We start from the raw sequence: 19,401 nt of genomic DNA on the forward strand, positions 1-19,401 counted from the left end.
TGTTGTCCGGAGTTAACACAGATGAAAAAATACCTGGCTTTGTTGCTGGTTTTATCCCTGCCCCTAACTGCTAAACCACAACTGGAGTTGTTGTGGCATACCGATGGCTTACGTGTGCCAGAGTCAGTGCTGGTATATCAGCAGCAAGATGATAAATTTTTATTTGTGTCTGAAATTGATGGTGAAGGCAATGTAGCAGATGGCGAAGGTGGCGTAGCCCTGCTGAATACTGACGGCAGTATGCGCGAGCATAACTGGCTGCGCGGCTTAAATGCTCCCAAAGGTTTGGCACAATATCAGGGTAAACTTTATGTAGCAGACTTAACCGAACTGGTGATTATTGATATTGCCACAGCTAAGGTTACAACCAAAATCCCTGCGCCCGATGCGGTATTTTTAAATGACGTAACGGTAGATGAGCACGGCGTGGTGTACATCTCTGATACCCGCAAAAACCGTGTGTACAAATACGCTGCAGGGCGCATCAGCATCTGGCTGGAAGATATAATTGCCGCTAACGGCTTAAAGAGTATCGGCAGCGACTTGTACATCGCTGCAGCAGATTTGCTGCTAAAAGCAGATAAAAACGGCGAGCTCACGCAAGTAGCCAAAGGTTTTTCACAACGTGCTGATGGCCTGGAACCGGTAGGCAACGGTGATTTTATAGTTAGTTGCTGGGCCGGCATTATCTATTACGTATACGCTGATGGCCGGATGGAGCCGATACTGGACACGCAAGAAAAAAAGCTCAATACCGCCGATATCGGCTGGGATGCCGCAACTAACACATTGTATGTGCCAACCTTTTTCGGCAATTCCGTTAGTGCTTATAAATTGACCCTGCCAACAAAAAACTAAGTTCGTTGCACCGGTTTAATAAGGCCGGCAGTATTAAAATGCAGCTATTCTGCCGCTATATGCTGCCGGTGTTTTCACAGGCTTTACTCGTTTTAACAATAGCATGCACTTTCCCGCTACAGTTCCAGCCATAATGCAGGCTGGTTAACGCCAGCTTTTCGCCGTAGACTGGTTCCCCACATCCAACGGAGGTGTTAAAACCATGCTGAAATTGTCTGCCATATTGTTGTGCCTGGTTGCGGCTTGTCCGCTACAGGCCAAACAGCAGTTGCGCTGGTGCGTATGGGAGTTTCCGGGCAATGTTGACTTTAATAACACAGCGAAAGAAGCACAGGGCGTATCCGTTGATTTTATGCAGGAACTGGCGCGCCGTGCCGGATTTGAACTATTAATCAGTAAAAACACACCGCCGGTACGCTGCCTGAAAGAACTGACCGACGGCAGCAGCGATCTGGTGGTCAGCATTCTTAAAGCCGGTGATGGCAGAGAAGCCATTGAATATATCCCTTACGGCGCACGCCAGCCAGACCGGGTTTACTTGTCTGTCACTGATAACCGTAAGCTACAACAAGTTACAGAATTATCTACCATGACGCTGGCAGCAATACGTAACTATGGTTTTCACCCGAAAGTGACGACAATAGTTGACGCTATGCCACCCAGTCAGGTAATACGGGTAAACTCTATTTATTCCGCACTTGAAGTTGTTGCCAAACAGCGGGTAACAGCCGCGCTGCTGCCACCAATCCAGGTTCGGGCTGTATTGCAGGAAAACCCGGAGCTGGCAGCAAAAATAAGAGAAGTCAGTTTTCCGCTGAATATTGTCACACCACAGCTGGTATATATCGGCTTAGCCAAAAGCTGCCAGTGCCCACACATCTCACAAGCGATACAGCAAAGTATTACAACTATGGCCGTAGATGGCAGCATAAAACGTATATTTGGTGACAGAATCATCGAATTTACCGATTAACATCATCACTTTAATTCACATCAATCAATTAGCTTCTTACTATACTATTTTGGCGGTTGTTTAGTTCGGTGCCTGATACTTCACCGCATCAGCACTACAAATAACAACAAAATGCTAACAAAAAGGAAGCTGACAATGAATAGACAAACGTTTAAAACCAGAGCGCTGGCAGGCATAATAAGCATGTTGCTGCTATCCGGCACTGCTTTTGCCAATGACAAAACTATGACCAAGCCAGCCGGTGCTTCAGGCCAGGGCAATGCTCAACAGGGAGCCGTAAGAACAAACCAGTTTTGGTGGCCGCAGCAACTTGACTTGTCTGTGCTGCGCGATCACGATGCACGCTCTAACCCCTATGGCGCTGACTTCAACTATGCTGACGCTTTTAATAAGCTGGATTTAGACAGCGTAAAGCAGGATATCAATGCCCTGCTAACGCAGTCACAAGATTGGTGGCCGGCAGATTTTGGTAACTATGGCCCATTCTTTATCCGTATGACCTGGCACAGTGCCGGTACCTACCGTACCCTAGACGGCCGTGGCGGCGCCGGTGGTGGCCAGCAGCGGTTTGACCCGCTAAACAGCTGGCCTGATAACGCCAGCCTGGACAAAGCACGGCGTTTATTGTGGCCGGTAAAACAAAAATATGGCGAAGCACTGTCCTGGTCAGATTTAATTGTATTGGCCGGTAATGTCGCGCTGGAAAATATGGGCTTTAAAACGTTTGGTTTTGCCGGCGGCCGTGCCGATGACTGGGAACCCGATATGGTTTACTGGGGGCCGGAAGTTGAAATGCTGGCCAGCGACCGTGAAGATAAAGACGGTAAGCTACAACGCCCGTTGGGTGCCACCCACATGGGCCTCATCTACGTTAACCCTGAAGGCCCCAAAGGGGTACCCGATCCGCTGGGTTCAGCCAAAAATATTCGTGTTGCCTTTGAGCGCATGGCCATGAACGATGAAGAAACTCTGGCCCTAATCGCTGGCGGCCATACCTTTGGTAAAATGCACGGTGCACATAAACCCAAAGACTGCCTGGAAACCGAGCCCGGTGCAGCAGGCGTTGAAGAACAAGGCCTCGGCTGGAAAAACAACTGTGGTAAAGGCCATTCTGAAGATACGATTACCAGCGGTTTAGAAGGTGCCTGGACCCAGGCACCTACGCAATGGACATCGCTGTACTTAAGCAATCTGCTTAACTTCGAGTGGAAACAAAGCCGCAGCCCGGCCGGTGCTATTCAGTGGGTACCGACTGACGAATCGCTGCATAAAATTGTACCGGATGCGCATATCAAAGGTAAGTTTAACCCACCGGTAATGACCACCGCGGATTTAGCGCTGAAGTTTGACCCGGAGTACCGCAAAATTGCCGAACGCTTTTTAGCCGATCCGGAAGCATACCGCTTAGCCTTTGCTAAAGCCTGGTACAAGCTGACACACCGCGATATGGGGCCACCACGTAACTTTTTAGGTAAAGAAGTACCGAAAGAGGTATTGATTTGGCAAGATCCGATTGACGAAAAAACCCAATCCACCATTAAAGCTAATGATGTAAAAGCGCTTAAAGCCAGTATCTTAAAATCAGGTTTAACTGTGCCTGAATTGGTACGTGTAGCCTGGGGCTCTGCAGCCAGCTACCGCCATTCGGATATGCGTGGGGGTGCCAATGGCGCACGCATTGCATTAGCCCCGCAAAAAGATTGGGCGGTAAATAACCCGGCAGAAACGGCAAAAGTATTAAAAGCGCTAACCGCCATTCAGCAAGATTTTAATACCAGCCGCAAAAAAGTGTCACTGGCTGATTTAATCGTGTTAGGCGGCGTGGCCGCAATAGAAAAAGCCGCTAAAGACGCCGGCTATACGATTACTGTGCCCTTTACCCCGGGCCGCGGTGATGCCAGCCAGGACATGACGGATATAGCCTCGTTTAACCAATTGGCGTTAACAGCTGACGGCTTCAGAAACTACTTTGACATAGCCGCAAGCTATAAATCGCCTACAGAAATGCTGATAGATAAAGCCGATCAACTAAACCTGACCGTGCCGGAAATGACAGTGCTGGTAGGTGGCTTACGTGCGTTGGATGCTAACTATCAGGGTGCCAGACACGGTGTATTTACCGCTAAACCCGGCACCTTAAACAACGACTTTTTTGTTAACCTGCTGGATATGTCGACCGTGTGGAAAAAGTCTGCCACCGACGGCATCTACGAAGGCTTTGACCGTAAATCAGGCAACAAAAAGTGGTCTGCTACTTCTGTTGATCTGATCTTCGGCTCCAACTCAGAGCTGCGCGCCGTGGCTGAGGTATATGCTTTTGATACCTCGAAACAAAAGTTTGTTGATGACTTTGTTAAAGCCTGGACCAAAGTTATGAACCTGGACCGTTAAGCCGCTGCAATAATCTAAACGGCTATAAACGCAAAGCGTTGCCCTGCAAAGGTGCAGCGCTTTTTTATTCAGATGCCTGCTTGTCGCATTCAAACATCTGCCGCGTTAACATCACTGCTGGCTGCGGCCCCAATTCAACCCGATACAACAGGTTGTAGTCTTGCTCCGTCAATGCAGCCATTTCAATATCACTCAGCAAACTAACCAGTTGCGGCACGGTATTGCTGTGCCCTACTACCAATACCGGCTGCCCCTGCGCTGTTAGCTGTGCCACTAACTGCCCGCTCTGGCGTGGGTCGTAGTCTGTTACGCTAAGCTGCTTGGCAGCAGCCACTGCAGCAGCCGTTTGCCGGGTACGCTGATACGGTGTGGCATACACGGCGGCAAGGGGAATGTTAGCAAAGTAACCGGCCAGTGCTTGTGCTCTGGCCCTGCCGCATTCTGACAAAGGCGGATCTATACTGTCGCCTTGCTTTTCAGCATGACGCACCAGATAAACCGTGTCAGCACTTAGTTGCGGAGCAAATAAACAACTTAGCGTACCACACCAGGCCAGCAGTTTATTTAGCTTCAACTTGATTAGCCTCCATACGGTATAACACGGCATCGACATCCCCCAGGGCGTCACGGTGCAAAAAGCGTTTTACAAACTGCATACCCAGTTTACGCATAACGCCAATTGAACCAGCGTTATCCGGCACGGCAATTGCCGACAAAAACCGGACATTGCTATTATTTTCCAGCACCGCATCAGCTACAGCACGAGCCGCCTCACTGGCATAGCCCTGTCCCCAGAACGGCCGCTTAAAACGCCAACCAAGCTCAACGTCATCGCGGCTTGGCGTTGCAGTATTAAAACCCATCGGCCGTATTAATACCCAACCGATATAAGCGTTATCTCCTAACCGCCGCACCTGCCATATACCATAGCCTTGTGCCGGGCTGCGGTACTGCATCATCCGCGGTATAAATACATCAACAATGCTTTGCATCGTTGTAAGCTTGCCACCGTTCAGGTAGCGCATGACTTCTTGATCCTGATCTACTTCAAACAGCAACCCGGCATCCTGTTCAGACAATAGGGTAAAACTCAGCCTGTTACTTGCTGCAATTTTCAACATTACTCTTTCACTCTTTTCTACTATTGCTCTTTGGTCGCATCTACTGCAGATCAATACGATACTGGGCAAACCCCTGCTCGTCGGTGCCCAGCTTTGTCATAGGCCACTGCTTATAGTGGTCAATAAAGTCTTCTGCTGTTTTGCTGTCTTGTGTGCTAAAGCGGATATCCAGCACTACACTGCCCGTAACAGGCGCCAGCCGCCAGTTATTGTCGGCCGCCGGGTTTACCTGACTGCTGTATTGCCCGCTGGCAGCATCATAGCCGGATTGCTGCGTTATATAACTTACCAGCGCTTCACGGTTGCTGTCGGGCAGTTCCATTACCACATGCCCGCTGCCGGTACCGGCAAAACGGCCACCAAAAGCGCGGTAATTATTGGTAGCTACTATAAATTCCTTTTCGGCCAGAGCCTTACCGCTAAATACCTTGCCACTGTTGTCGGTATATTTCAGGTTAATAATACGCGAAGCACTGGCATCCAGCAGCTCACAGTCATGGCCGAACTTGGCAGGCTGGGTTACATCTATCTGGTAGTTTACGCCATCAATTACATCAAAATTGTAGGTCGGGTGTTCATAGTTAATCAGCTGTTGTGGCGCACTGCTGGTCACATCAATACGGTTAAACTGGTTGGCCGAGCATTCCAGCCAGTCTTTCAATTCTGCACCATTAAGTTTTACAGCCACTACGGTGTTAGGGTAAAGATATAAATCTGCAGCATTACGAAAGCTTAGCGTACCGGCTGACACCTGAATGTACTGCTGCGCATCTGTTGGCGAGCTGCGCCGCCCTCCGGCTTTAAACGGCGAAGCAGCCGACAACACCGGCAAATGTTGCAGCTGTGGCGGTAGCATTGCACTCACTTTGGCTATCTGGGCATTAGCTACAATTTGTACTGTAGGGTCGTCCTGTACCTGCGCCAGAAAACTGTACATATTGGCCGAAGCCACCCCAATCTGGCGCTGCATAAAGTCAATTGTGCCCTGGTGTGCCTGTTGCACTGCGGTGTGAATACGTTTATCTGCAGCCACCAGCGGCGCTTTTTTAGCACCATCATAAATAGCTACGGCTTTGGCACTGACATCGGTTACCTGCCATTTGCCCTGTTGCAGGCTCAGGGTAAAATCGACCTGGCCCATATTGTCCCCCCAACGCCCCGGCATTACGGCAGCAACACCGTTAAGCAAGCCTTTTTCTATATCCACCCCCGGCAAGTCACTGTAACTGGATGACGGAAAAACAGAATGGCTGTGGCCAAACAGCACCGCATCAATATCCGGCACCTGCGTAATAGCAAAAACCGCATTTTCAGCATGCGGATCGCCGGGGTTCTCGCTGGAGCCAATGCCGGAGTGCGGAATGGCAATAACCAGATCGGCCCCCTGCGCTTTCATTTGCGGAACCAGTTTTATTGCTGTTTCCACAATACCGTCCGCGCGTACTTTGCCGGTTAAATGCTGTTTATCCCATACCATAATCTGGGGTGGTACAAAGCCAATATAACCAATTTTTATATTGTGCTGATTACCTGCAGTATCTGTTACTACAGTGTCTTTAATCAGGTAAGGCGTAAATAAATGTTCGCCCTGCTTTATGCCGTGCCAGCACTGCGGCTGTGCACAGTACACATTGGCATTAATATAGGGGAAAGCAGCACCGGCCAACGCCTTTTGCAAAAAATCCAGGCCGTAATTAAACTCGTGGTTACCAATATTGCCCACATCGTATTGCAGCACATTCATGGCCTGATATACCGGGTGTACCTCGCCGTCAGCCAGCCCTTTGTCAGCGGCATAATCGCCCATCGGGCTGCCCTGAATTAAATCGCCGTTATCCACCAGCACAGTGTTAACAGCCCCTTGCCGGGCGGCTGCTATCAGGCTGGCGGTACGTGCCAGGCCAATGCTGGGATCTGCCATACCTGTGTAATAGTTATAATCCATCACATTAGCGTGCAGATCAGAGGTTTCCAGTACCCGCAGTTTTACGGTTACTGCTTGTGGGGGTGTGCTGACAGCACAAGATGTGATACTCATTGCCGCTGTTGATAGCAGTAATAATGGTAAAGACAGTTTGAACATAGTTAAATCCCGGCTTTTACAGCCTGGCCGGAACCCGGAGTATTCCGGCCAGGTGTATGCTGTTGTTGTAATTGGTGCAGAAAAATCAAACGGGCTCAGTTGTACAGGCTAACCTATAGAAAAAAAGCGCCGAACAAAAGCTGCAAACATAAATTCGCGTTTAAAACACCATTACATCAGCCGGAAATGCGCTTTAAGGCTAATTATTTTTTACACTTATTTTATTTTGCACCGTATGCGCACCCGCTGTGGCTAGCGTTATCTGCTCGGCCAACATACGTTGCTGCGGCGTATCCACGTCACCCACCAGGGTGACATCGCCCTTACGGGTTTCAATATGAAAATTAAAAGCTTTAAGCTGCTCTTCACGTTGCAGTGCAGCCATCACAGCACTGGACACATTGGCATCATCCGCCAGACCTTCTTTAGCTACCATGTTGTTTTCCGGCACACCGGTTTTTTCATTGATAACTTTTTTCTCACAGCCTGACAGGCCAACTGCCAACACACAGATTAAACCTAACGCAATAACAGGTTTTACTGACGTATTCATAACTTACTCCTTAAAGATGTTAGTTGTAATACCGTTAAACACCATTAAGCGTGGCACAACACTATGAACACGGCCTGACTATTACTTAGTGCGCTGTGGTTTTGCTTTACGCCCGGCCTTACCAGAGCTTGCCAGATCTATTACCGTTTCGGTTGCTTTGTTCGAGCGCCCGGTGAGTACCTTACGCGAGATACTCTTAAGCAGTGAGCCACGGTTACTCACGTCAAACCCTGGTTTAATAACCCGTTTAATAGTGCTGCCCATCAGCTTTTGAATACGCTCCAGGCTTTGCTCTTCTTCACGGCTGACAAAAGAAATAGCGGTGCCTGCCGCCCCTGCCCGGCCGGTGCGGCCTATACGGTGCACATAATCTTCCGGTAAATAAGGCAGGTTAAAGTTAACAACATAATCCAGCCCCTGAATATCCAGGCCACGTGCTGCTACTTCAGTGGCTATTAACACCTGCAGTTTAGCGGTTTTAAAATCGGCAATAGCGCGGCGCCTGGCGCCCTGGCTTTTGTCACCATGGCATACTGCGGCATCAATTTTGCGCTGCTGCAAGCCAGCTAACAGTTGATCAGCCTGTTCTTTGGTGCTGGTAAACACCAACACCTGAAACCAGTTGTGTTCTGCCAGCAGCTGTTCAAACAGTTCAATTTTGCGATTTTCTTCAACCGGGTACACCACATGGTTTACCGTATCGGCTGCACTATTGGTTTTAGCCACGCGGATTTGCTGATGGTTATGCAAAATTTTATGCGACAGCTCATTTACCGCAGGTGACGTAGTGGCAGAAAACAGCAACGTCTGGCGTTTAGTTGCTGTCATTTGCAGCAACTTCAGCACATCAGCGCTAAAGCCCATATCCAGCATACGGTCGGCTTCATCCAGTACTACAAACTCAACATCGCTTAAAATTACGTTGCCCAAAGCCAGGTGTTCTAACAAGCGGCCGGGGGTGCTTATCACCATATCAACACCAGCGGTTAGTTTACTCGCCTGGCCACCCATTTTTACACCACCGTATAAAGCAGTAACACTGACAGGCAAAAACTGCGCATAGCCGCTTATTGCATTGGCTATTTGCTCGGCAAGTTCGCGGGTTGGAGTAAGGATCAACGCCCTTGGGCGGCGCTCTGCCGTGGCTTTTGGCGTATCCAACATGCGTTGCAATAGCGGAATAGCGAAAGCCGCTGTTTTACCGGTACCAGTTTGCGCAGTCACCTGTAAATCCTTACCACGGCGCGCCGGTACAATAGCCTGAGCCTGCACCGATGTCATCTCGTTGTAACCGCATTCAGCCAGTGCGCGCAGTAAATCAGGCGCTAAGTCTAACGATGAAAATTGCATATAAGTTCCTCTGTAGCCCGGCCACAGTCAAAATAAGGGGCGAAGCTGGCTGTAAAAAATCAGTCTGTGGCTTCGTCATGTAAACGTGGTTTATGCTGACAAGCCCTGGCCAGGATCTCGACATAAAATTGCGGCAGTTGTTGCGCTGCGGCTGCATCAATATGTTTATTGATTTCAGAAGTAAAGATTTTTTCGGCTACCTCAGCTGAAGCACCAAAGCGGCAATCAAATGTCCAGTAGTCTGTTCCCTCAGGCAGCGCCTTGCGCCGTTCACGGGCCAGGTATTTTTTAATCTCGTGTTTAATGGCGTCGGTTAAACGGGCCGTATTCAGCTTAGCGTGAGTTAAAGCAAATGTTTTTTTCATTAAAATTCCTACAGGTGGGCACTCAACAGCTGAACGCGCTAATAAACCGCGCATTGTACATGGATAAAGCAAAGATAACTGCCACTATCTGCTGTTTGGCAGCAAAATCTGAGCATCAAGTAACAACAGGCTTAGTGCGGCAACAGCTTTACTAAGCCTGATACCAGCAGTGCTGTTATGTTAAAAAACGACTAACTATGCTTCGTATGCTCAGGCTGTTAAAATCAGCCATTAACAGCTATCTGGCAGGTATTAACCTGCCTTGTCAATCCGGTACCAGGACAGTTATGAGCAAAGCTAACAGCGGCGCTGCGGCCTATAAGCAGCAAGAACAAGGTTATCGCGATAAAGCACTAAAAATGTACCCCTGGGTATGTGGCCGTTGTGCCCGTGAGTTTGTACACTCTAATTTGCGCGAATTAACCGTTCATCATATTGATCACAACCACAGCAATAACCCTGCTGATGGCAGCAACTGGGAGTTACTCTGCATTTATTGCCATGACAACGAGCATAATAAATTCCACGAATTTGTGCTGTATGGCGGTACTACCGAGCAAAAAGTGGCACCGGCAACCCACAACCCTTTTGCGGATTTAAAAGCCTTGCTGAATAAAACAAAGCCTTAGTTAATCACTCAGAATAATAACTACAATAACCAGCAACACCGCAACGCCTGACTGCGCTAATGTCAACAGTGGCAATAATGTAACATCAGGTGTTAGCCGGGTGTTGTAGCTAAACAGCAAGCCCAGTGACAGCAGGCTAAACAGCGTAATAATAAAACTGCGGCGATGCTGCCACAGCCAAAACCTGATTTTTTTCCTGATTGTGAGTTTCAGCATAAGGTGTTATTCCTGTCCAGCGAATGACGTGCCTGCATCATATAGGTTTTTACACTGCCAAGCGGGATCTGTAGTTTGTCGGCAATTTCGCTTTGCGAATAACCATAAAACTCTGCATAAACAAAAACTTGCTGTTGAATAGTTGATAATGTCGCTATCAGTGTAGCCGCATCCAGATGCGCAGCCGTATTGTCGGTATGTGTTAGTGCGTCGCTATCTGCAGTAAACCAGCGCTGTTTAAGCCTGCCAAAAATATTACCTGAGCGCTGTGCCTGTAGCATTTCATTAATTGCAATCCGTAATAACCAGGTGGAAAACTGGGCCTGCCGCTGAAAATGCTGAATATTTAAAAAGGCTTTAATGTAGGTTTCCTGCACCAGATCGTCAACGTCATGGCGCTGTCCGGCTAACTTAAACAACAAAAAAGCCCGCAGTTTACTGTCATAACGGCCAAACAGCTCGTTAAACGCGGCCGTATCGCCAGACACCTGGACAATAGCAACCAACTGCTCAACCGACGCCTGTTTTAGCGACACAGTGCGCTCTTAATTCAGCTTTTGCCGGTTAAGCCAGGCCAGCAGTAAAAACGCCAGCCCCAGCAAGCCAGGCAAAATAGCAATGCCGTTTAGCGCATCATTCAAGTCCAGATTGCCGTTTTGACGGAAATCGGCAAAGTACGAAAATGCCAGAATACCGGCAGACAGCACCAGCAAAAAAATGCCTTTGCGTAAATCACGGTTGGCGGCAAAAATGTGCAGCGCCACTTCACGGATAATTTCCGGCGATAAGGATGCATTTTGCTGCAAGGTGCGTTCAACCATCTGCAAAAACAGCTTTTTTTTCTTGTATTTATACAGCAATAGCAAACCCAGCAGTGCAACCAGAGCGCTAAAAACGATAAGCGGCACCAGGATTTCGGCCCATTCTTGTCCATTCATATTTATATGCTTAATTTCGTCGCCAAAGTTCTGCACCAAGGTACAACCGCGAAAGCCGTTGTTCAAGCTCCGTTGCTACTCCGGCTCAGGATCTAGTCGTTGCCAACCAACAATAGCAACAGCTTAATCATGCTGAGTTTCAGCTGGCTGATGGTCATAGCTGATCACATCACTAAGCTGCCATGTATCGCCTTGTTTTAGCCAGATTGAGGTAAAGCGTGCGGTACCGGTAATTTGGTCTGGCTTGCCGTTTTCACGCAGGTAAAACTCATGCAGGCCATGCTGCACAGCACCATAAAGAGTACCGTCACGGTATAACGGATAAGTACTCAAACTGCCTGCCGTTAATTTGCGCACAGGCTTGTGTGCCATATCGCCACATATGTATTTTTGCGTGTTTTGCATAAACAATGCTTTATCCTGAAAACCGCCTTGGTCATGATAAAACCTCAAATCCGGGCTGACAGTGGCGTCCATATAAGCCAAATCACATTCGTTAAAACCACGTTCAAAGAACTCGGCATCTTTTAAAGCCAACTCTTCCTGTAAGGTGCGGTGTATTTGTTCTGCGGGCTTAACCGGCAGCTGCGCGGCAAACACTGTAGTGGTAAATAACAGGCTGCAAGATACAACAGCGCAATAACGGGTAATACATGTTTTAAGCATCACAATAATTTCCGGTGAGTTAATCTGAAACTTAGATGCACGCCGGATGTGCTTTGGATTTAATCATGCAAAATATTTTTTGCCACAATACCGTATGAACTAAACTGCCCTGGTTTTTATTGCCGCGCCGGTTATCTTCGCGCAATAGCTATTAAACGGTCTGCATGCTGCTGCAGTGCGAGCTTTAGCTCTGGCGGTTCAATAATACTAAAATCAAATGGCAGCTGGCTTAACCACTGCGCTAAACAATAACAGCTGTCGGTACGGGTGCTTAGCAGCAAACCACCGGCCTGTGGTTTTAGCATTGATGCCGTTTCTCCCATCGCCTGTGTCGCAGTATGTTTATCGGTATGCAGCATAACCTGTACATCTAAATTACCCGACATGCCATATAAGCTGCGGGTAAAATGCTCTGCCGTATCAAAATTTTCTGGCCGGTTAAAACGCTGCTGCAGCAATTCAATCTGCTGCAGGCGATCCAGCCGGAAGGTACGCAGTTCTTGCCTTAAATGACAATAACCACTCATATACCAGCGCCCGCTGCGAAACAACAAACCATAAGGGTCTACCTGCCTTACAACCGACGCTTGCTGATAAGAGGTGTAACAGATACTCACCGAGCGCTGTTGCTCCAGTGCATCTAATAAGGGCGCTAAATGCTGGCCGGGTGTTCCAGCATCAGATGCTGGCAATATTAACTTAATAGTATCGGCAATAGCGCGGGAACGGGATTTCAGCTTAGCTGGCATTACCCGCTCTAATTTAGCCTGAACACTACTGATAGCCCCCTGAGTATCGGCCAGGTTCAGATTGTGCGCCGCTAACAGGCCAAGCGACAGCGCCAGGGTTTCGTCATTGGTAAACATCATTGGCGGCAGTTTAAAACCGGCTACCAGCATATAACCACCGTCGCAGCCATGCTCAGTAGTAACCGGAATACCCAGTTGCTCAAGCGCCTGAATATAACGGCGCACTGTACGCTTATCTACGCCCAGCCTCGCTGCTAACTCGGTGCCGCTTAAGCGGCCGTGAGACTGCAGCAACTCAAGCAGGCTAAGCACACGGATAGTCGGGCCACTCATTGAGATCCTCGCTTAAACATTGGCTATTCCTGTCGTTACTGCAAAACACAAATATAACTGACAATTAGGACGTATTCTGTCCTATTTAAGTTTTACAGTACGCCGGTAGCGCAAAAAACGCCAACAACCCACTGTTACTAACCACGAAAATAAGCCACAAGGAATAAGTAAAATGAAACTACTCACGCTATATACCAACCCCCAATCGCGTGGCCGCATTATCCGCTGGCTGCTGGAAGAGCTGAACATAGCTTACGAAGTAAAAGTGTTGCAATACGGCCCGGAAATGAAATCGGCAGAATTTCTGGCACTTAACCCAATGGGCAAAGTACCGGTAATTACTCACGGCGATGTAGTAGTAACCGAAGCTGCTGCCATTTGTGCTTATCTGGCCGATCAGTTTACCGACAAACAGCTTGCCCCGGTAGCCGACAGCCCTGAACGTGCCGCCTATTACCGTTGGTTGTTTTTTGCTGCCGGCCCACTGGAAATGGCCACTACTGCCAAAGCCTATAACTGGCGCCTGGATGCTGACAACGCCGCGGCCGCAGGCTGCGGTTTGTATCAGGATACGTTAAATGCGCTGGAAACTGCGTTAACTAAAGGCCCCTATATTTGCGGTGAGCAATTTACTGCGGCCGATGTGTATGTAGGCAGCCATATTGAGTGGGGCATGATGTTTGATACCCTGGAAAAACGCCCTGCTTTTACCGAGTACGTACAACGGTTGCAAGCACGGGAAGCTGCCATTAAGGCCAATCAACTGGATGATGCACTGATACCAGAACCCGCTAAAGCATAAGTATTCAGCCGCCAGGTAATTGCAAAAGCTGGCGCTTACTTTGGCAACAATAGTGCTTCGTCAATCGCAATAAACCTTGTGGCGGCTTTTACCAACGCCTGAGCAGTTAAACCTTCCACACCGTATACTTCTACTTCGGTTTGGTACTTGGTGGTAAGTTTGTCTACCAGCAGGTCGAAATCGCCATCGCCAGAGGCCAGCACCAGTACATCACTGTGCTGGCCGTACTCGATAGCATCTAGTGTTATACCTACATCCCAGTCGCCTTTGGCCGAGCCATCGGCACGCTGAATAAACGGCTTTAGTTTTACCTCAAAGCCAATAGCTCGCAGGATATTCTGAAACTGGCGCTGCTTTTCATCACCGCGGTCTATGGCATAAGCGATAGCTTTAATTACCGTACGCCCCGCGGTTATCTGGCGCCAGAAAGCGTTATAGTCAAAATTGCACTGCCAGGTTTCACGGCTGGTGTAGTAGATGTTTTGTACATCTACCAAAATGGTAACGCTGATCATGACAAGCCTCTGGTTGGTAAAGCCTGTAAGCTAACCGGCAAAGCACAAGGGGGCAACCATTTTTATGCTTTAAAGCATAAACCATTTTAATTGAACCATCTTGCATAACCGCTGACAAACCCACTGAAAATACTAACTAAATTCGCAACTATTGATTCAAAAAAACGATTAACACGATAGGCAAAACTGACTTTCGCAGTTATCCCTTCAGGTCTATAGTCAATGCACGATTTAAGCAGGTTGATGTATTAACCCTGAGAAAACCCACGTTGCAAGGAGTAAAATATGGACAATAACAATAATGGTTCGGCCGGAAAATGCCCGGTGATGCACGGCGGCAATACCAAAGTTGGTGGCACCGGCACAAAAAATATGGACTGGTGGCCTAACCAGCTTAACCTGAAAATTTTGCACCAGAACGACAAAAAATCTAACCCGTTGGGTGAAGATTTTAACTACGCTGCCGAGTTTAAAAAACTTGATCTGGCCGCAGTAAAAAAAGATTTAGAACATGTGATGACCGATTCACAAGACTGGTGGCCGGCAGATTACGGCCATTACGGCCCACTAATGATCCGTATGGCATGGCACGCCGCAGGAACTTACCGTATGGGCGATGGCCGTGGTGGCGCCGCTACCGGTAACCAACGCTTTGCACCACTAAACAGCTGGCCGGATAACGGCAACCTGGACAAAGCCCGCCGCTTGCTATGGCCGGTAAAACAGAAGTACGGCAACAAATTATCCTGGGCAGATTTATTTATTCTGGCCGGTAACGTTGCGCTGGAATCGATGGGCTTTAAAACCTTTGGTTTTGGTGGCGGCCGGGCCGACATTTTTGAACCGGAAGAAGATATTTACTGGGGTGCCGAAACTGAGTGGCTGGCAACCAGCGACAAACCAAACAGCCGCTATTCCGGCGAGCGTGATCTGGAAAACCCGCTAGCTGCGGTACAAATGGGTTTAATTTACGTGAACCCTGAAGGCCCGGACGGCAACCCCGATCCATTAGGCTCTGGACGTGATGTGCGCGAAACCTTCGCCCGCATGGCAATGAATGACTACGAAACAGTGGCATTAACCGCCGGTGGTCACACCTTTGGTAAATCGCATGGTGCCGGTGATGCTGCCAATGTAGGTGCTGAACCTGAAGCGGCGCCTATTGAACAAATGGGCTTTGGCTGGAAAAACAGCTTTAAAAGCGGTAAAGGCCGCGACACCATTACCAGTGGTATTGAAGGCGCCTGGACCCCCACCCCAACCCAATGGGATCACAGCTATTTTGGCGTATTGTTTGGTTACGACTGGCAGTTGGTTAAAAGCCCGGCTGGTGCGTATCAGTGGGCAGCGGTAAATCTGGCGGAAAAAGACCACGCACCAGATGCGGAAGATGCAACCCAGCGCGTAGGCATTATGATGACTACCGCCGATATGGCCATGCGCGAAGATCCGGCCTATCGTAAAATTTCTGAGCATTTTCATAAAAACCCGGCCGAATTTGCCGATGCCTTTGCCCGCGCCTGGTTTAAATTAACCCACCGCGATATGGGGCCAAAATCACGCTATCTGGGGCCGGAAGTACCGGCAGAAGATTTAATCTGGCAAGATCCGGTACCCGCAGTAGATCACGAGCTGGTAAATGATGCCGATATCGCCCAGCTAAAAACTACTATTCTGGCATCCGGTTTAAGCGTATCACAGCTTGTATACACCGCCTGGTCGTCAGCTTCTACCTTCCGTGGTTCAGACTGCCGTGGTGGTGCCAACGGTGCCCGTATCCGCTTAGCGCCGCAAAAAGACTGGCAGGTAAACCAACCGGCGCAGTTACAGCAAGTGCTTAGTGTGCTGGGCACTATTGCGCAAAACTTTAATGCAGCACAAAGCGGCAATAAAAAAGTGTCGCTGGCCGACATTATTGTGCTGGCCGGTGCAGCAGCAATTGAAAAAGCCGCTAATGATGCAGGTGTAACCGTGGCAGTACCTTTTGCCCCTGGCCGCACCGATGCCACAGACGAGCAAACCGATGCAGAATCGTTTGATGTGCTGGAGCCACTGGCGGATGGCTTTCGTAACTATATGAAAAAAGCTTACACCGTATCGGCTGAAGAGCTGCTATTGGACAAAGCACAACTGTTAACCTTAACCGCACCGGAAATGACAGTATTAGTTGGCGGTATGCGGGTGCTGAATGCGAACTACGGCCAGAGCCAGCACGGCGTATTTACGGCAACCCCCGGCACGCTAAGCAATGACTTTTTCGTTAACCTGCTGGATATGAATACACAGTGGGCTCCGGTATCAAAAGATGCGCAGCAGTTTGAAGGCAAGGATCGTAAAACCGGTAAGGTAAAATGGACTGCCAGCCGCGTTGATCTGATTTTTGGCTCTAACTCGCAGCTGCGAGCCATTGCCGAAGTGTACGGCGCCAGCGATGCTAAACAGAAGTTTGTCACAGACTTTGTAAAAGCCTGGACCAAAGTAATGCACGCAGATCGCTTTGATTTAAAATAATCACTACCATAAACGGGTGATAAGCTACAAACGGGCGCCTGCACAGCGCCCGTTTTTTATTGGCTACTTTTTTATCGCTAGTTGTTTATGGTCGCCTAAGGTGAACTGTTACGCAACCTGCTGATAGCCGCAGCCAGGCTGGCATCAGATACCTCGCCCATATGGCTGTCTACCAGTTGGCCCTGCGCATCAAAATACAGTGTTACCGGCAAGCCGAATGCGCCAAACTGCTGCGGCACCTGCCCGGTGGTATCCAGCAGTACCGCTGAAAACTGTAACGACATTTGCGCTAAAAACTGTTTTACCGTATCGGCCGGTTCCCTTTGGTTTATCAGCACAAAGTTAATATCAGGGTTGTTTTGTTCTGCTTTGGCCAGTACCGGCATTTCCCGCCGGCATGGTGGGCACCAGGTAGCCCACAGATTAACCACGGTAAGCTGGCCCTTATTTTGCTGCAGGTTAATACTACCGCCATCTAACTGCGACAGCACGATATCGGGTAACTGCGCCTGTTGCCTGCCTGCCGTTACTACGGTTATTAATACCGCGAACAATGCTACAGCCGACAGCGCACCGCTTAACAAGGCTTTACGCTGTTTGGGGTAGCACCTTATTTGCAGCATAAGCATAATCATGGCAGCCAGTATGGTGGCAGAAAAATCAAAGCCGCGGTCGCGGATATCCAGCATTTGCCAGAACGAGTCATAACTTTGTATAAACCGCAGTACAAAAACGATACGGCCAAATAGCAGGCTTACCAGCAACACTGTTAGCAACTGATCCGTAACCGGGCTTTGCTGCCGCTTCGCCACCAGCGAGGCAACAATCAGGCCCACAACAACACTAAACAACAACAGCAATGGCGGCACCGGTAACGCCAGCGGCCCTATATTAATGGCAATCATAAGTCTCCGAATTTGGTGGTTAACTCTGACACAACGGCGCAAACTGCGCATTGAGCAGCCGGCACAAATCTTCCGCGTTTAACTCAATTTCCAGCCCGCGCCGCCCGGCGCTAACGTAAATAGTGGCAAACTGTTGCGCCGAGCTGTCAATAACAGTGGGCAACAGCTTTTTTTGTCCCAGCGGGCTTACCCCGCCTAATACATAACCAGTGCTGCGCATCACATCGGCGGCATTGGCCATATCGGCTTTTTTGGCGCCCAGCGCTTTGGCAAGCTGTTTCATGCTTAGCAATTGATCTACCGGTAACACAGCTACAGCAAGTTGCTTGCTGTCCAGGCTCAGCACCAGGGTTTTAAATACCTGCTGTGGTAATAAACCGAGCTTTTCAGCAGCTTCCAGCCCGTAAGAAGCCGCTGCAGGATCATGCTGATACTGATGTACCTGATGCGTAATACCACGCTGTTTAGCTAACTCAATTGCCGGTGTCATACCCCAACTCCTTTTGCCTATCGTTCGATTTTATTTGTTAAAAGCTCAATTATTTACAGATCTTGCTCTATTGCATAGCATGGTTAGCAGGCGTAGCCTTAGCATATTATTTTGCCAACGAGCGCAGCGCAATGCCCCCAAATCAGGCTCCTGTATTGTATTTACCCCACGGTGGTGGCCCTTTACCTTTACTTAATGATCCAAATCACCAGATGCTAACGCAGTTTATCACCGGGCTTGGCCATAAACTGGCGACCCCGGCCGCCATACTGGTGATCAGTGCGCACTGGGAAACCGCCCAGCCAGCGCTTACTGCTGCTGACAACCCGGCATTGTTATTTGACTACTCAGGTTTTCCGCCTGAAAGCTATCAGCTAAGTTACCCGGCCCCCGGCGCGCCACAACTGGCAGCACAAATAGCAGAAAAACTGCAACAGGCAGGTTTTAACCCACAGCTCAATACCAACCGGGGTTGGGATCATGGTGTTTTTGTACCGCTACTGATGCTACGCCCGCAAGCTGATATTCCTGTGCTGCAGCTATCGCTGCTAAAAGGCCTGGACCCGGCAACCCATATTGCTTTAGGTGAAGCAATCAGCTTTTTACGGCAACAAAATGTGCTGATTGTCGGCTCCGGTATGAGCTTTCATAATATGCAGGCGTTTTTCCGTCAGGATCTGGTGCGCGATGCGCAGGTTGAAGCATTTAATCAGTATTTTATCGACAGCCTGCAGCCACAGCACAGTTACGCTGAACAGGCAAAGCGGCTGATTAACTGGCAGCAGGCACCTGACGCCAGGCTAATGCACCCGCGCGAAGAACACCTGCTGCCGCTGCACGTTTGCTTTGGTGCCGCCAAAGGCAGTACCGCGCAGCTACTGTTTAACGATAAAGTCTTGCACAAAACCGTGCTGGCATTTGGCTGGTAAAACACCCAAGCTTAAATGCAATAA

Annotated in this window: 21 protein-coding genes; 7 read left to right on the forward strand and 14 right to left on the reverse strand. The window is 49.1% G+C overall.

Annotated features, from left to right (window positions below; translation table 11 throughout):
• Nucleotides 1-21: 21 nt before the first annotated feature.
• From M2404_RS14380 to katG (M2404_RS14390), 3 genes are all read left to right on the forward strand, one after another.
• Complete coding sequence (locus tag M2404_RS14380; protein ID WP_259240447.1) at nt 22-858, forward strand: NHL repeat-containing protein; 837 nt, start codon at nt 22-24, stop codon at nt 856-858.
• Between the two features lie 202 nt (nt 859-1,060).
• Nucleotides 1,061-1,831: a substrate-binding periplasmic protein gene (locus M2404_RS14385; RefSeq protein WP_259240448.1), complete on the forward strand. Its 771-nt coding sequence runs from the start codon at nt 1,061-1,063 to the stop codon at nt 1,829-1,831.
• Between the two features lie 225 nt (nt 1,832-2,056).
• Nucleotides 2,057-4,222: a catalase/peroxidase HPI gene (gene katG / locus M2404_RS14390; protein ID WP_405047788.1), complete on the forward strand. Its 2,166-nt coding sequence runs from the start codon at nt 2,057-2,059 to the stop codon at nt 4,220-4,222.
• Nucleotides 4,223-4,286: 64 nt separating this feature from the next.
• On the opposite strand, the gene M2404_RS14395 is transcribed toward katG (M2404_RS14390), so the two are convergent.
• From M2404_RS14395 to M2404_RS14420, 6 genes are all read right to left on the reverse strand, one after another.
• Nucleotides 4,287-4,796 (reverse strand): SixA phosphatase family protein, encoded by a 510-nt coding sequence (locus M2404_RS14395; RefSeq protein WP_259240450.1) that lies wholly within the window; start codon nt 4,794-4,796, stop codon nt 4,287-4,289.
• On the reverse strand, nt 4,783-5,343 hold the full coding sequence (locus M2404_RS14400) for a GNAT family N-acetyltransferase (protein ID WP_259240451.1): 561 nt from the start codon (nt 5,341-5,343) through the stop codon (nt 4,783-4,785). The genes M2404_RS14395 and M2404_RS14400 overlap by 14 nt, the downstream gene beginning before the upstream one ends.
• Nucleotides 5,344-5,383: 40 nt before the next feature.
• Nucleotides 5,384-7,426, reverse strand: a complete 2,043-nt coding sequence (locus M2404_RS14405) for a bifunctional 2',3'-cyclic-nucleotide 2'-phosphodiesterase/3'-nucleotidase (protein ID WP_259240452.1) — start codon at nt 7,424-7,426, stop codon at nt 5,384-5,386.
• Nucleotides 7,427-7,625: 199 nt separating this feature from the next.
• On the reverse strand, nt 7,626-7,979 hold the full coding sequence (locus M2404_RS14410; protein ID WP_259240453.1) for a BON domain-containing protein: 354 nt from the start codon (nt 7,977-7,979) through the stop codon (nt 7,626-7,628).
• An 81-nt stretch (nt 7,980-8,060) separates the two neighbouring features.
• Nucleotides 8,061-9,329: a DEAD/DEAH box helicase gene (locus M2404_RS14415; RefSeq protein ID WP_259240454.1), complete on the reverse strand. Its 1,269-nt coding sequence runs from the start codon at nt 9,327-9,329 to the stop codon at nt 8,061-8,063.
• 59 nt (nt 9,330-9,388) lie between these two features.
• Entirely contained in the window at nt 9,389-9,694 is a 306-nt protein-coding gene (locus tag M2404_RS14420) for a DUF6172 family protein (RefSeq protein ID WP_259240456.1), read from the reverse strand.
• A gap of 287 nt (nt 9,695-9,981) precedes the next feature.
• On the opposite strand from M2404_RS14420, the gene M2404_RS14425 reads away from it, so the two are divergent.
• Nucleotides 9,982-10,323: a YajD family HNH nuclease gene (locus tag M2404_RS14425; RefSeq protein ID WP_259240457.1), complete on the forward strand. Its 342-nt coding sequence runs from the start codon at nt 9,982-9,984 to the stop codon at nt 10,321-10,323.
• Here the strand turns inward: M2404_RS14425 and M2404_RS14430 are convergent, their stop codons facing one another.
• The 5 genes from M2404_RS14430 to M2404_RS14450 all read right to left on the reverse strand — a co-directional run bounded on the left by M2404_RS14430 (nt 10,324) and on the right by M2404_RS14450 (nt 13,225).
• A complete protein-coding gene (locus tag M2404_RS14430; RefSeq protein WP_259240458.1) occupies nt 10,324-10,539 on the reverse strand; it encodes a hypothetical protein in 216 nt (71 codons plus the stop codon).
• The gene (locus tag M2404_RS14435) at nt 10,533-11,075 is read right to left on the reverse strand and encodes an RNA polymerase sigma factor (RefSeq protein ID WP_259240459.1); all 543 of its coding nucleotides are present in this window, start codon (nt 11,073-11,075) and stop codon (nt 10,533-10,535) included. Before M2404_RS14435 ends, M2404_RS14430 begins: the two co-directional genes overlap by 7 nt.
• A 9-nt stretch (nt 11,076-11,084) precedes the next feature.
• Nucleotides 11,085-11,477, reverse strand: a complete 393-nt coding sequence (locus M2404_RS14440; RefSeq protein WP_259240460.1) for a DUF6249 domain-containing protein — start codon at nt 11,475-11,477, stop codon at nt 11,085-11,087.
• Between the two features lie 123 nt (nt 11,478-11,600).
• Nucleotides 11,601-12,143, reverse strand: a complete 543-nt coding sequence (locus M2404_RS14445; protein WP_259240506.1) for a nuclear transport factor 2 family protein — start codon at nt 12,141-12,143, stop codon at nt 11,601-11,603.
• Between the two features lie 131 nt (nt 12,144-12,274).
• Complete coding sequence (locus M2404_RS14450; RefSeq protein ID WP_259240461.1) at nt 12,275-13,225, reverse strand: helix-turn-helix transcriptional regulator; 951 nt, start codon at nt 13,223-13,225, stop codon at nt 12,275-12,277.
• A 172-nt stretch (nt 13,226-13,397) separates the two neighbouring features.
• Between M2404_RS14450 and M2404_RS14455 the strand changes: the two genes are divergently transcribed.
• Nucleotides 13,398-14,027 (forward strand): glutathione S-transferase family protein, encoded by a 630-nt coding sequence (locus M2404_RS14455; RefSeq protein WP_259240462.1) that lies wholly within the window; start codon nt 13,398-13,400, stop codon nt 14,025-14,027.
• Between the two features lie 35 nt (nt 14,028-14,062).
• On the opposite strand, the gene M2404_RS14460 is transcribed toward M2404_RS14455, so the two are convergent.
• Nucleotides 14,063-14,542 (reverse strand): NYN domain-containing protein, encoded by a 480-nt coding sequence (locus M2404_RS14460; RefSeq protein ID WP_259240463.1) that lies wholly within the window; start codon nt 14,540-14,542, stop codon nt 14,063-14,065.
• Nucleotides 14,543-14,827: 285 nt separating this feature from the next.
• Here M2404_RS14460 and katG (M2404_RS14465) point away from each other — a divergent pair, with 285 nt between their 5' ends.
• Nucleotides 14,828-17,053, forward strand: a complete 2,226-nt coding sequence (katG, locus tag M2404_RS14465) for a catalase/peroxidase HPI (RefSeq protein WP_259240464.1) — start codon at nt 14,828-14,830, stop codon at nt 17,051-17,053.
• Nucleotides 17,054-17,148: 95 nt separating this feature from the next.
• Here katG (M2404_RS14465) and M2404_RS14470 read toward each other — a convergent pair whose 3' ends face one another.
• Nucleotides 17,149-17,958, reverse strand: a complete 810-nt coding sequence (locus M2404_RS14470) for a TlpA family protein disulfide reductase (RefSeq protein ID WP_259240465.1) — start codon at nt 17,956-17,958, stop codon at nt 17,149-17,151.
• A 19-nt stretch (nt 17,959-17,977) separates the two neighbouring features.
• Nucleotides 17,978-18,448, reverse strand: a complete 471-nt coding sequence (gene ybaK, locus M2404_RS14475) for a Cys-tRNA(Pro) deacylase (RefSeq protein ID WP_259240466.1) — start codon at nt 18,446-18,448, stop codon at nt 17,978-17,980.
• A gap of 131 nt (nt 18,449-18,579) precedes the next feature.
• Here ybaK and M2404_RS14480 point away from each other — a divergent pair, with 131 nt between their 5' ends.
• Nucleotides 18,580-19,377: a DODA-type extradiol aromatic ring-opening family dioxygenase gene (locus M2404_RS14480; protein ID WP_259240467.1), complete on the forward strand. Its 798-nt coding sequence runs from the start codon at nt 18,580-18,582 to the stop codon at nt 19,375-19,377.
• The last annotated feature ends 24 nt before the right edge of the window (nt 19,378-19,401 follow it).

It is taken from the genome of Rheinheimera pacifica (assembly GCF_024809855.1).
Classification (GTDB): Bacteria; Pseudomonadota; Gammaproteobacteria; order Enterobacterales; family Alteromonadaceae; genus Alishewanella; species Alishewanella pacifica_A.